Below are 12293 nucleotides of genomic sequence, written 5' to 3' on the forward strand. Positions count from 1 at the left end.
CCACCTTAAGGCCTTGCCACAGTGGGCACATATTGAGCGCCTAACCCCTCTCGTGTGGATCACCTTACCCCACTCATCAATCCCACACAGTTGAAAAACCCCTTTTGCAATAAATACCAACACCAAGTATTTTAATATCTTTCATGGCCCTGCTCCTTTTTTTAAAAATAGAAACTCTATGTTGGCGCATTATAACGCCCTCTTTAAGGAGGGGCACTTTTCATTAGGTTACTTCTTAAAAAAAGGATTGTTATTTTAATTTTATATTTTTTAAAAAGCTAAAAACAAAAAAGGCAGGTGTTATTGCCTGGGCTTTTTATGGTTGCGCTATTGAGTCCTCTATTGCCAACCACGAAGGCTGACGTAAGCCGTGGCTCATGTTTTGCATTACTATCAATATCTTCTGCCGGTCTGTTGTGCTTCGAACCTGATCCCGCTTATCTGCTTTGGTCGTTAATTTGGCTTATTTTAGGTGAGGTTGGGCTGGAAGTGAGTATGGTTTTTTACAATGCCATGTTCGGAGATTTGGACCCATCCTACTATTGGGGTCGAGTTTCTGGATGGGAGTGAGGATTGGGTCATTTTGCTGGACTTTTCAGTTTAATAATCACACTACTCCTCTTTACTCCCGGGCATGTGGCGTGTTTCAATAAAGGAGAAGCCGAACAGATACGGATTGTAGGCCCCTTCGTAGCAAGTTGGTATTTCATTTTCTCATTGCCGTTTGTCTTTTTGACTTCTTACCGGCCAACAAAAGGCATTACTTACCGAAAAGCCATTTGGTTAGGAGTAAAACAACTCTGGCAAGCTTTACGTCGACTGCTCAAATAATAAAGAAGTCTTTAAGTTTTTGATTGCCCGTATAATTTATATCGATGGCTTAAACACCTTTTTCGCTTTCGGTGGTATATACGCCGCTCCTGCTTTCAACATGACTTTTGACCAAGTCATTCAATTTGGAATCGCTTTAAACATTGCCGCAGCTGGGAGCGATAGGGTTCGCGTGCTTGAATGATTACGTTGGAGCAAAGCCCATGCCTTTAATCTCCTTAGTCATTATGCTGATTGGTGGAATAGGGATGGTTCTCATGAAAACTCAATTGGCTTTTTGGGTATTAGGAATATGTTGCTCAGTCGCAGTGGGACCAGCAGGTGGCCTGATTATGAGATTAGCACCAGCGCGCGTGAGGACGGAAATGTTTGGGCTTCATGCCTTTTCAGGAAAAGCTACGGCGTTTGTCGGACCTTGGCTAGTGGGAGCATTCGCTTTTGCCTTCGACAATTAACGAATTGGAATGAGCACGGTACTGTGGTTTTTGCTTATTGGCGGTCTTTTTTTATTCTTCGTCAAGGTACCAAAAAAGCAGCGCCGCTTAAAAGAAAAAGCAACCATTTTGGCTTCAATGTAAAAGTGGACTGTCTTAAGTAGAAATTAACGACAAGGAGATTGTCATGCTTTTTCGGATTTGATCTTTTTTATTATTGCTGCGATTGCCGCTTTATTTGGATTTACCGGGATAGCAGCAGCTTCCGCTGGAATCGCAAAAATCTTATTTTTTATTTTTCTAGTATTATTTGTAATATCCTTAATCGCCATGCTCGTTCGCGAAAGAAGACCAAAAGTTTAACACCTTGATTTTCTTATTGAGAATATTAAATAATAGCCGATAATAGTGCTTATTTATAAATTAAGTCTATTTTCTATTCTACTGCTTTATAGAACTTTCCGTGAAAATGAAATGAGCTCTCATCCGTTGAAAAACAAGGACCTGCTCAAAAGCAAGAGGTTAAACCAGGAATCGAATCTAAAATGGTTCCCCCACCGAAATATTAGGACCTCCAGCATAAGGGCAGTGATAATTTACTTAACAAGGTAGCAATAGTAACCGGGGGGCGATAGCGGTATTGGGCGTGCTGTAGCCGTCGCTTTTGCAATTGAAGGGGCTGACGTTGTTATTACCTAATTTAGACGAACACCGGGATGTGGCGGATACCCAAAAAGCCATAGAAGAAAAAGGCCGCCGCTGTCTTGCTCTATCCGGAGATATTACACACCTTCCGATTTTTGTAAAACGGTCGTGAAAGAAACATTAAAAGAATTTAAAAAATTGATGTTTTAGTAAACAATTCAGAGCAACAATATCCCACCAAAAGCTTTGAAGAGATTACGCAAGAGCAATTAAGCAGAACGTTTGAGGTCAACGTATTTCCCTATTTTTACATGATTAAAGCGGCCCGCGGCCCTACCGCAGTTAAAAAAAGCACTACCATTATTAACACTGCCTATAAAGGTAGTGATCACCTTATTGATTATTCAGCCACCTAAAGGCGCCATTGCGTCATTAACACGCTCTTTAGTGGAAAATTTGGTGTCTAAAGGTATTCGAGTGAATGGAGTTGCCTGGGCTAATATGGACATCTTTAATTCCTGCCGGTTTTACCGCAAAACAAGTACAAGAGTTTGGAAGCAGCGTTGCGATGAAATGAGCTGGAGAGCCTAAAGAAAATGTCTTTTATGATACTTCACTTCAATGAGTGTCCCATTAACGAAAAAATCAATTTCTTGCCCGGCAGTGGAAACATACTGAGAATCTTTATTTTTTATTTTGATAAAAACAATGTTCTCAAAAATCGTCCCACGATCTCTAAACCCTACGATGATATTTCGCATGCCAATATCGGTAGCATAAACCTTCTTGGGAGAGAGCAATGTTTCATTCGTTTTTCCAAATTGTGGCACTAACCAAATTAAATAAATTTCCTCGAATATAGCCAAATAGTGTTTGCGGTGTCCGGTAATATTTTAAGTATATTGGCTATTTTTTATTGATATTGACTTGTTTCCCAGCACGTTCGATTAATAAGACGAATAAATCTTTAATAATATGCGGGTAACGTATACCGTGATAACCGACGATGTCTTTCATAATAATATCATCGATTAAATTGACTAAATATTCTCGTTCTTCCCGTAATGCATATTTAGGCATACCATCCGTTTGCATATATTTTAACAGATTAATTTCTATAGCGTGTTTTCGGCTTGTTAAATAAGTACTATCATCTTTTAAGACAGAACTGCTGGAAGATGAAAGGACGAACTTCACATTTCCTTTTTCTATAGATATTTTTAAGCTAAATTTGAAAATTGTGAACCTAAGTGATTTCATTAAAAAGCACATAGATTTTCTGTCTAATGGAGACCTTTAATATTTTACGATAACTATCAATCATTTCAATTAAGCTTATTTTGCTGAGCTGGTGGTCATCCATGCTAACGTAGAAACAATGCTGGGGGACTACAGCTTGGTTATCAAGCAAATAGCGAATTAGACATTTCATGTACGAGCCTATTGATAATTTATATGAGCTTGCCTTTCCCTTTGAAAATCTATATACTCGCGAAAATTGTAACCGTGCTCCGGCGGAGGGGTTTTTTGCGTCAAAAGTCGTCTGGTGATTTGGCGACACGCTATGCTCGCGGTATCGCCTACCGGTTTGTTGGACTGCAAGCGTTGGTGGTTGTCATCATTGCAGCGGGTTGGTGGATTAGTGGTGCAACGGAGGTGTTGTCTGCGTTGTTGGGCGGCGCAGCTTGTGTCATCCCCAGCTTCTATTTTGCCCGCCGTTTGTTTGCGACTACGAGCCCACGAGCGGTTAAACGGATTTTAGTGGCTTTCTATCTTGGAAAGTTGGTTAACTTGGCGCTAAACGCTGGATTGGTAGTGCTTATTGTGCTCTTTATTCCGGTTGCTATTGTGCCGTTTATTGTAGGGTTTGTGGGGGCCCAGTTTGGACTTTGGCTCGCACCGCTACTCATTAAATTAGATAGGGTGTAGATGTACGTACAGCCCAAATTAACATCAGCCGAATATGTTCAGCACCACATGTCCCATTGGAAGCTGAACCTGCATAATTTTACTTTCACCGATGGCGGCTTTTGGACTCTTAATTTGGATACCCTCATTATTTCTGTTGTTCTGGGCGCCTTATTTATCCTCATCTTTTATACAGTAGCACGGCGCGCTACAGCTAGCGTTCCTGGAAAATGGCAAAATGCGATTGAAATAGCCGTGGAAGCGGTGGATAGCACGGTAAAAGATTCTTTTCATGGCGATCGCAGTTTAGTAGCCCCACTCGCGCTGACTATTTTTATTTGGATTTTCTTGATGAACTTTATGGATCTCATGCCGGTGGACCTCATTCCTCGTTTATTTCATATGGGCGGAGTTGAGCATTTTAAGGCCGTCCCTACGGCTGATCCGACTTTAACTTTTGCGATGTCCATTACTGTTTTCGTTCTCGTCATTTTTTATAACTTCAAGATGAAAGGCGCTATTGGGCTGGGGAAAGAAGTATTGATTAGGCCTTTTAGCTGGTATCTTATACCTATTAACGTTATCTTTCGATTGATTGATGAAGGGGTTAAGCCCATTTCGTTAGCGCTGCGGCTTTTTGGCAATCTTTTTGCGGGAGAATTAATTTTCATCCTAATCGCCTTGTTGCCGTGGTGGAGTCAGTTTACATTAGGCATGGTTTGGACACTCTTCCATTTATTAGTGATAACGGTTCAAGCGTTTATTTTTATGATGCTGACGGTTGTGTACATCAGCCTCGCAGCAGAATCCCATTAATGTAAGAAGGAGAAGTTATGAATGTCGCTCAATTAATTGCAAGTGTGCAAGGCCTCTCAGCAATCGCTGCCGGTTTATTTATCGGGCTCGCTGCGATGGGAACCGCTATTGGTTTCGGAATGTTAGGCGGTAAGTTTCTCGAAGGGGTGGCTCGCCAACCTGAATTATCTACCATGTTAATGATTCGTATGTTTTTAATGGCCGGTTTGGTTGACGCTTTTGCCGCTATTTCGCTGGTAATGGGATTGATTTTAATTTTTGCCCGGAATCCATTTTTAAATGCTGTTGTTGAAGCGGCTACGCGAGTGACAGGCCATTGATAGGCAACCTTCTACCCGTCTGGGCGGAGGACGCCCAGAGCTCTCTCGCAAAGCGCACCTGTATTTCCCGCCTGTGCTGCCTGGGCGAGGGTCACAGCGGCACGTGAGAGATGACAATTGTAAATAGTAAGAGGTAACGATTGTGGATATTAACTCATCACTGATTGTACAAATACTGGTATTCGTCGTTTTTATCGGCTTGACGATGAAATTCATTTGGCCGCCCTTGACGAAAGCATTGGAAGCGCGACGTAAAAATATCGCTGATGGGTTAGCAGCCGCTGAAGAAGGCCGTAGAGAACTCGAGCTTGCGGAAATTAAATCCAAAGAACAATTAACGGAAGCAAAAACACAGGCCGCCCATATTATCGAACAAGCCAATCAGCGCGCCAATCACATTATCGAAGAAGCGAAAAATAAAGCGCGAGAAGAAGGCGCTCATCTTATACAACTTGCCAAAAATGAAATTGAGCAAGAATATAACGCTGCAAAAACTGAATTATTGAAGCAAATTTCAACTATTGCCGTGGCAGGCGCACAAAAAATTTTACAGCGGGAAGTGGATAAGGCCAGTAACGACCGTTTAGTTGATGAACTAGTGAGTGAAATTTAATGGCACTGCATTTAACGCTAGCAAGACCTTACGCAAAAGCAGCCTTTGCGGATGGCCAAAAGGCCAATCAGCTAGAGGCATGGCTAGATGTATTCATTGCTTTTTCTAAAATTATTAAAAATAAAGAAGTGGCTCGCCAGATTATTAACCCGAAATTTTCGGACAAAGAAATAAAAACTTTATTATCTGATCTCATTCAAACCATCGAACCGGAATCAACAAAACAATTGAAAGATAAAATAGATCACTTTCTTCAATTACTCATTGATGAAAAAAGATTAATGATTTTGCCGGACATTGCTTTGGCCTACCAGCAGTTACTCAATAAATACCAAGGTATAATCGAAGCTTCTGTCACTTATGTTTTTCCATTAAACGACGAACACCGCCAACAAATACAAAAGCAATTGGAAAAGCGATTTAATACCGAGGTTAAATTAAAAATGATAAAGGACGAATCTTTGCTCGGCGGCGTTATTATTCGTGTCGGCAATTGGGTAATGGATGGTTCTATCAAAAGTAAATTAACCCGGTTGGCGGGAAATTTAAAGGGGTAATAAAGTTTATGAGCACGCAATTACGAGCAGCCGAAATTAGCGACATTATTGAATCCCGCATCGAAAAATTCGGAATTAAAGCCGAAGAGCGCACGGAAGGAACCATTCTTAATGTTAAGGATGGGATTGTCCATGTTTATGGACTGCGTGATGTTATGTTTGGGGAAATGGTCGAATTTCCTGAAAACACTTATGGACTTGCCTTTAATCTTGAGCGCGATTACGTCGGCGCGGTCGTGATGGGGCCTTATGGACATTTAGAAGAAGGCATGACAGTGCGATGTACGGGGGAAATCCTTGAAGTTCCCGTGGGAGAAGCCCTTCTGGGGCGAGTAGTGGACGGATTGGGCAAACCCATTGATGGCAAAGGACCTATCAATACTTCTGAAACTTCCCCGATAGAGAAAGTGGCGCCCGGCGTCATCACTCGAAAATCCGTGGACACCTCTTTACCGACCGGTCTTAAATCAATCGATGCCATGGTGCCGATCGGTCGAGGACAGCGTGAATTAATTATCGGCGATCGCCAAACCGGAAAGACCGCTATTGCTATCGATACGATCATCAATCAAAAACACACCGGCGTGAAATGTATTTACGTCGCTATTGGACAAAAACAATCGTCGGTAGCGGCTGTCGTGCGAAAATTAGAAGAACATGGGGCTATGGAACACACCATTGTTGTTAATGCAGGTGCCTCTGAAGCGGCTGCTTTGCAATATTTAGCGCCTTATGCGGGTTGCACAATAGGAGAATATTTTCGCGATCGGGGGCAAGATTCGTTAATTGTTTATGACGATCTTACCAAACAAGCGTGGGCCTATCGTCAAATTTCTCTCTTGTTGAGACGCCCCCCTGGTCGTGAAGCCTACCCAGGGGATATTTTTTATTTGCATTCGCGCTTATTGGAACGCGCTGCCCATGTGAACGAAGCGTATGTCAAACAGTTTACTAAAGGAAAAGTAACTGGAAAAACAGGCTCATTAACCGCATTGCCTATTATCGAAACTCAAGCAGGTGACGTTTCGGCCTTTATCCCAACCAACGTAATTTCCATTACCGACGGTCAAATTTATCTCGACGTTAATTTATTTAACGCGGGTATTCGCCCTGCCATCAATGCAGGTTTGTCTGTCTCACGGGTGGGAGGCGCGGCCCAAACTAAAATTATTAAAAAACTAATTGGCGGATTGCGAATTGCATTAGCGCAGTACCGCGAATTAGAAGCGTTCTCCCAATTTGCTTCCGATTTAGACGAGGCCACTCGCAAACAATTAGAACACGGCCAACGCGTGATAGAGATTTTAAAACAGCCCCAATACCAGCCATTAAGCGTAGGCGAAATGGCAATTATTTGGTACGTGGTCAATAACAGTTATCTCGATCAAGTGGAGCTTAAGAAAGTCGTTGATTTTGAAAGATCGGTATTAAGCTTCCTTCGCGATCAACACCAAGATCTCTTAGACGAAATTAATAAAAATCCGAATTATTCCGAAAAAATAATAGAAAAAATTAAAGCGGTTGTAGAGGAGTTTGTAAAAACTCAGAGTTACTAAATTGTCATTCCGCGTAAGCGAAGATTCAGCGCACGAAATGCGCAGCGCGCCTTTGGCACGCCTGGATTCTTCCCTACGGAGAGATGATCTGAGAAAAGCGATGCCCAAAGCACGAGAAATACGAACGAAAATTGCAAGCATTAAAAACACGCAAAAAATAACGCGTGCGATGGAGCTTGTCGCCGCGAGTAAAATGCGAAAATCACAGGATCGCATGGCGATGTCTCGTCCTTATGCCAGCAAAATCCGGAAGGTAATTAGTCACGTTGTCGCCAGTCATGCGGAATATCCTCACCCCTATTTGCAACAACGCGAAAATATCAAGCGCGTAGGTTATATCATCGTTACCACCGATCGAGGTTTATGCGGCGGATTAAACGTTAATTTATTTCGTACCACCATTGCCGATATGACAAAATGGCAAGCCGACAATATCGGCATGGACCTCTGCGTCATTGGTCGAAAAGGGGAAGCCTTTTTCCGCTGTTATAGGAGAAACGTTTTGTCTGTAGCGGATCATCTGGGGGATGCTCCGGAAGTCCAAGATATCATTGGTATTGTAAAAGCAATGTTGGATCAATATGACAAACAACAAATCGATGCTATTTATATTGCCACTAACGAATTTGTGAATACGATGGTGCAAAAGCCGCTGGTCCGACAGCTATTACCGCTAAAAACCGGTGAAGAAGAAGTCGAAGGCAGTTATTGGGATTACATTTATGAACCTGATGAATCTAAAGATTTATTAGAGATGTTATTGGTTCGCTATATCGAATCGCAAGTTTACCAAGCCGTGATTGAAAATATTGCGTGTGAACAAAGCGCTCGAATGGTGGCCATGAAAAATGCGACAGAAAATGCTGGGCAATTAATCGATGAGTTACGGCTCATCTATAATAAAGCGCGCCAAGCAGGTATCACGCGAGAAATTGCAGAAATTGTAGCCGGAGCGGCGGCGGTGGAGTGAGTCATAAATATAAAGATAACTATTCAGCACCTAACGTGAAAGGCTCAAAAACGGGCGTTTCTATCCACAGGCTAAATAGTTACAATAAAGGAGGTAAAACAGAATGGCAACAGCAAAATCAGGCACAACCATTGAAATTATCGGTGCTGTCGTTGACGTTGAATTTCCCCGTCACGCTGTCCCGAGAGTATACGATGCTTTGCAGGTGGATGAAAATAATTTAACGCTCGAAGTCCAACAGCAACTCGGGGACGGTGTTGTGCGCACAATTGCCATGGGCAACACTGAGGGCTTAAAACGCGATATCGCTGTAAAAAACACGGAAAAATCGATTGAAGTTCCAGTAGGAAAAGAAACCTTAGGGCGCATCATGAATGTGCTGGGTGAGCCGATCGATGAGCTAGGTCCCATCAATTCAAAAGAAAAACTCCCTATTCATCGACCAGCACCCAGCTTTATTGAGCAATCTAGCGCCACCGAATTATTAGAAACCGGTATTAAAGTGGTCGATTTGCTTTGTCCCTTTGCTAAAGGAGGTAAAGTGGGTCTTTTCGGAGGCGCGGGCGTTGGAAAAACGGTTAATATGATGGAATTAATCCGTAATATCGCCATTGAACACAGTGGTTATTCTGTTTTTGCGGGAGTGGGAGAAAGAACGCGAGAAGGTAATGATTTTTATCATGAAATGAAAGAATCTAATGTCTTGGATAAAGTGGCATTGGTATACGGACAAATGAACGAGCCGCCAGGGAACCGTTTGCGGGTAGGCTTGACGGGACTTACGTTAGCTGAGGCCTTCCGCGACGAAGGACACGACGTTCTATTATTTATCGATAATATTTTTCGTTACACTTTGGCAGGGGTTGAAGTTTCTGCCCTTCTCGGTCGAATGCCATCGGCTGTGGGTTATCAACCGACACTGGCCGAAGAGATGGGGGCCCTGCAAGAACGTATTACTTCCACTAAAAAAGGATCCATTACTTCGATCCAAGCTGTTTATGTTCCGGCTGACGATTTAACCGATCCATCGCCAGCAACCACTTTCACGCATTTGGATGCAACAGTCGTGCTCTCGCGGCAAATTGCCGAACGGGGAATTTATCCAGCCATTGATCCGTTGGATTCCAGCAGCCGCCAGCTTGATCCATTAATCATTGGTGAAGAACATTATCGAGTGGCTCGAGGCGTTCAAGAGATCTTGCAGCGATACGAAGAATTAAAAGATATCATTGCCATTCTTGGAATGGATGAATTGTCCGAAGACGACAAACGAGCCGTCCGTCGCGCGCGCAAGATCCAACGCTTTTTATCGCAACCTTTCTTCGTGGCTGAAGTGTTTACCGGGGCTCCAGGTAAGTATGTTTCGTTGCAAGATACGATTTGCGCTTTTAAAGGGATCATCAATGGCGCATACGATGAGGTGCCCGAGCAAGCTTTTTACATGGTGGGCTCAATCGAAGAAGCCATTGAGAAAGCGAAATCACTATAATAATCTAATCGCCGTCCATACAGGCTACAAAAAGTTTTCAAGAAGACTATGACTAAAACAATGCAATTAGAAATTGTTTCCGCCGAAGCCGCTATTTTCACCGGCGAAGTGGAGATGATTGTCGTCACAGGGGGCATGGGTGAATTGGGTATCTACCCAGGCCATCGCCAATTATTAACTTCTTTGAAACCAGGCCAAATTAAAGCTATTTTAGAAGGTGGCAAGGAAGAAGTGTTTTATATATCAGGCGGTATGTTGGAAGTTCAGCCAGAAATTGTCACTATTTTGGCGGACACCGCGTTGCATGCGGTCGATCTTGACGAAGCGGCCGCCATTTCCGCTAAAGAAGAAGCCGAACGGCAGCTCGCCAAACAGAAAGCGTTGATTGAATATTCAAAAGCCATGACAGAACTGGCTGAAGCCGTCGCTCAGTTACGCGCGATTCAAATGATACGTAAAAGTGCCAAAAAGCATTAGCGAAAAAAGAGAATTAAAATGGGATTGAGCGTCATTATTCTTGCAGCCGGCCAAGGGAAGCGAATGGCTTCCAATACTCCCAAAATATTGCACCCATTGGGGGGGATTCCTCTTCTAGAACATGTGGTCAACACGGCCAAATTATTAAATCCTCACATTATTCACGTGGTCTACGGTAACGGTGGAAGTCATGTGCGCGAAAAGCTTAATTATTTGCCGGTGCACTGGATTCAACAAAGTCAGCAACTCGGAACCGGTCATGCCGTTTTGCAAGCAATCCCCTTCTGCCAAAACGAAGATCGAGTTTTGATCTTGTATGGTGACGTTCCGTTGATTTCCCCTAAAACGCTCAACAGTTTATTAGAAAACACACCTCCCAATGGTTTGGGTGTTGTGGTAGCTGAATTATCTGATCCCACCGGGCTGGGTCGCATTATTCGCGATGACCTTGGAAATATCCTAAATATTGTCGAACATAAAGACGCCGCGGAGCATCAATTAAAAATTCGTGAAATTAATACGGGAATTATGACCACGACAGCAACGAATTTAAAAAAGTGGTTACCCCAATTAAACAATAATAATTGTCAAAAAGAATATTACTTAACAGACACGGTTGCGTTGGCCGTAGCTGAGGGCTGCCCCGTGGGCGGCGTGCACCCTCAGTGTTGTGAAGAAGTGCAGGGAGTTAATGATCGCTGGGAATTAACGAAATTAGAATGTTACTATCAGCGTTTAATGGCGAAAAAATTGGCGCTGGCTGGGGTTACTATTATTGATCCGGAACGTTTCGATGCTCGTGGGGAAAATATAGAAATTGCCCCCGATGTCGTTATCGATGTCAATGTCATTCTCGAAGGGAATGTTCAATTGGATCGAAACGTTCGCATTGGCCCCAATGTTATTTTAAAAAATACAACCGTTGGTGAAAATACCGAAATTTACGCCAACAGCATCATTGAAGAGGCCGTTATCAAGGCGAATTGCAGCGTGGGTCCCTTTGCCCGAATCCGTCCAGGCAGCGTTTTAGAAGAAGGCAGTAAAGTGGGCAATTTTGTCGAAATGAAAAAAACCACCTTAGGTAAAGGCAGTAAGGCGAATCATTTAACTTACCTTGGCGATACGATCATCGGTAAAAATGTCAACATCGGCGCAGGCACAATTACTTGCAATTACGATGGCGCTAATAAATGGCAGACCAAAATCGAAGACGGCGCGTTCATCGGCTCTAACGTAGCGTTAGTAGCGCCCCTCAATGTAGGCAAAAACGCCACCATCGGCGCCGGCTCTACACTCTCCCAAGACGCCCCTCCCGACCAACTCACGGTTGCACGCGAACGCCAACGAACCGTCAAAGATTGGCTCCGCCAAACAAAGAAAGAATAAAGTTGGAAAATCAGACTCTGACTGTTTTATCTGTATTTTAACCGGGATACTCGTAGCTGAACTGTTGTAACCATCATCCCATATAATTAAACTTCCAAAGTCAGACAGAAAACGCCTTACACACCTTATTCACAGCTTCACAGTGATACCGCAGTTAGCGATTTTTTCTGTTCAAATTTTTTTAATCTGGCATTGGCGATAACAATAATTTTTCGTATTAGTGCTACAAACGCTACCATTTTCTTTTTCCCTTTTTTAACGAGCCCCTCATAAAAGCTCTTTAATTCTGAA

The 12293-nt window shown here is 43.0% G+C and carries 14 protein-coding genes and 3 pseudogenes; 14 read left to right on the plus strand and 3 right to left on the minus strand.

Features of this window, described 5'->3' with window-relative positions; genetic code table 11:
• Positions 1–14: 14 nt before the first annotated feature.
• A pseudogene (locus OWO34_RS08850) lies at positions 15–145 on the minus strand (IS110 family transposase); the annotation flags it as partial.
• Positions 146–239: 94 nt separating this feature from the next.
• Here OWO34_RS08850 and OWO34_RS08855 point away from each other — a divergent pair.
• The 4 genes and pseudogenes from OWO34_RS08855 to OWO34_RS08870 form a co-directional block, all read left to right on the plus strand.
• Positions 240–1409 (plus strand): annotated as a pseudogene (locus OWO34_RS08855) (MFS transporter); the annotation flags it as partial.
• A 57-nt stretch (positions 1410–1466) separates the two neighbouring features.
• Positions 1467–1628 (plus strand): DUF1328 family protein, encoded by a 162-nt coding sequence (locus OWO34_RS08860; protein WP_267257231.1) that lies wholly within the window; start codon positions 1467–1469, stop codon positions 1626–1628.
• A gap of 307 nt (positions 1629–1935) precedes the next feature.
• Positions 1936–2082, plus strand: coding sequence for a hypothetical protein (locus tag OWO34_RS08865; protein ID WP_267257232.1), 147 nt, complete (start codon positions 1936–1938; stop codon positions 2080–2082).
• A 25-nt stretch (positions 2083–2107) separates the two neighbouring features.
• Complete coding sequence (locus OWO34_RS08870) at positions 2108–2326, plus strand: SDR family NAD(P)-dependent oxidoreductase (protein WP_267257244.1); 219 nt, start codon at positions 2108–2110, stop codon at positions 2324–2326.
• Between the two features lie 171 nt (positions 2327–2497).
• Here OWO34_RS08870 and OWO34_RS08875 read toward each other — a convergent pair whose 3' ends face one another.
• Both OWO34_RS08875 and OWO34_RS08880 read right to left on the minus strand, forming a co-directional pair.
• Positions 2498–2776, minus strand: coding sequence for a DUF4143 domain-containing protein (locus OWO34_RS08875; RefSeq protein ID WP_267257233.1), 279 nt, complete (start codon positions 2774–2776; stop codon positions 2498–2500).
• Between the two features lie 40 nt (positions 2777–2816).
• Positions 2817–3107 carry a hypothetical protein gene (locus OWO34_RS08880; RefSeq protein WP_267257234.1) on the minus strand — a complete coding sequence of 97 codons (291 nt, stop codon included), beginning with the start codon at positions 3105–3107 and terminating at the stop codon, positions 2817–2819.
• A gap of 246 nt (positions 3108–3353) precedes the next feature.
• Here OWO34_RS08880 and OWO34_RS08885 point away from each other — a divergent pair, with 246 nt between their 5' ends.
• From OWO34_RS08885 to glmU, 10 genes and pseudogenes are all read left to right on the plus strand, one after another.
• Positions 3354–3839 carry an ATP synthase subunit I gene (locus tag OWO34_RS08885; protein ID WP_267257235.1) on the plus strand — a complete coding sequence of 162 codons (486 nt, stop codon included), beginning with the start codon at positions 3354–3356 and terminating at the stop codon, positions 3837–3839.
• Positions 3840–4634: a F0F1 ATP synthase subunit A gene (gene atpB / locus OWO34_RS08890; protein WP_267257236.1), complete on the plus strand. Its 795-nt coding sequence runs from the start codon at positions 3840–3842 to the stop codon at positions 4632–4634.
• Between the two features lie 17 nt (positions 4635–4651).
• Positions 4652–4954: a F0F1 ATP synthase subunit C gene (atpE, locus tag OWO34_RS08895; protein WP_267257237.1), complete on the plus strand. Its 303-nt coding sequence runs from the start codon at positions 4652–4654 to the stop codon at positions 4952–4954.
• Between the two features lie 142 nt (positions 4955–5096).
• A complete protein-coding gene (locus tag OWO34_RS08900) occupies positions 5097–5567 on the plus strand; it encodes a F0F1 ATP synthase subunit B (RefSeq protein WP_267257238.1) in 471 nt (156 codons plus the stop codon).
• Entirely contained in the window at positions 5567–6124 is a 558-nt protein-coding gene (locus OWO34_RS08905) for a F0F1 ATP synthase subunit delta (protein ID WP_267257239.1), read from the plus strand. The genes OWO34_RS08900 and OWO34_RS08905 overlap by 1 nt, the downstream gene beginning before the upstream one ends.
• 8 nt (positions 6125–6132) lie before the next feature.
• Entirely contained in the window at positions 6133–7680 is a 1548-nt protein-coding gene (atpA, locus tag OWO34_RS08910) for a F0F1 ATP synthase subunit alpha (RefSeq protein ID WP_267257240.1), read from the plus strand.
• A 100-nt stretch (positions 7681–7780) separates the two neighbouring features.
• Positions 7781–8650: a F0F1 ATP synthase subunit gamma gene (gene atpG / locus OWO34_RS08915; RefSeq protein ID WP_267257241.1), complete on the plus strand. Its 870-nt coding sequence runs from the start codon at positions 7781–7783 to the stop codon at positions 8648–8650.
• A 35-nt stretch (positions 8651–8685) separates the two neighbouring features.
• A pseudogene (gene atpD / locus OWO34_RS08920) lies at positions 8686–10139 on the plus strand (F0F1 ATP synthase subunit beta).
• A 48-nt stretch (positions 10140–10187) separates the two neighbouring features.
• Positions 10188–10616 carry a F0F1 ATP synthase subunit epsilon gene (locus OWO34_RS08925; RefSeq protein WP_267257242.1) on the plus strand — a complete coding sequence of 143 codons (429 nt, stop codon included), beginning with the start codon at positions 10188–10190 and terminating at the stop codon, positions 10614–10616.
• An 18-nt stretch (positions 10617–10634) separates the two neighbouring features.
• Complete coding sequence (gene glmU, locus OWO34_RS08930) at positions 10635–12002, plus strand: bifunctional UDP-N-acetylglucosamine diphosphorylase/glucosamine-1-phosphate N-acetyltransferase GlmU (protein ID WP_267257243.1); 1368 nt, start codon at positions 10635–10637, stop codon at positions 12000–12002.
• The last annotated feature ends 291 nt before the right edge of the window (positions 12003–12293 follow it).

The sequence above is a fragment of the Coxiella endosymbiont of Ornithodoros maritimus genome (assembly GCF_907164965.1).
Classification (GTDB): Bacteria; Pseudomonadota; Gammaproteobacteria; order Coxiellales; family Coxiellaceae; genus Coxiella.

Excerpts from the sequence above, each read along its gene's own strand:
- atpB (WP_267257236.1), top strand. The coding sequence starts at position 3,840 with ATGTACGTACAGCCCAAATTAACATCAGCCGAATATGTTCAGCACCAC.
- atpE (WP_267257237.1), top strand. The coding sequence starts at position 4,652 with ATGAATGTCGCTCAATTAATTGCAAGTGTGCAAGGCCTCTCAGCAATC.
- OWO34_RS08905 (WP_267257239.1), top strand. The coding sequence starts at position 5,567 with ATGGCACTGCATTTAACGCTAGCAAGACCTTACGCAAAAGCAGCCTTT.
- atpA (WP_267257240.1), top strand. The coding sequence starts at position 6,133 with ATGAGCACGCAATTACGAGCAGCCGAAATTAGCGACATTATTGAATCC.
- atpG (WP_267257241.1), top strand. The coding sequence starts at position 7,781 with ATGCCCAAAGCACGAGAAATACGAACGAAAATTGCAAGCATTAAAAAC.
- OWO34_RS08925 (WP_267257242.1), top strand. The coding sequence starts at position 10,188 with ATGACTAAAACAATGCAATTAGAAATTGTTTCCGCCGAAGCCGCTATT.
- glmU (WP_267257243.1), top strand. The coding sequence starts at position 10,635 with ATGGGATTGAGCGTCATTATTCTTGCAGCCGGCCAAGGGAAGCGAATG.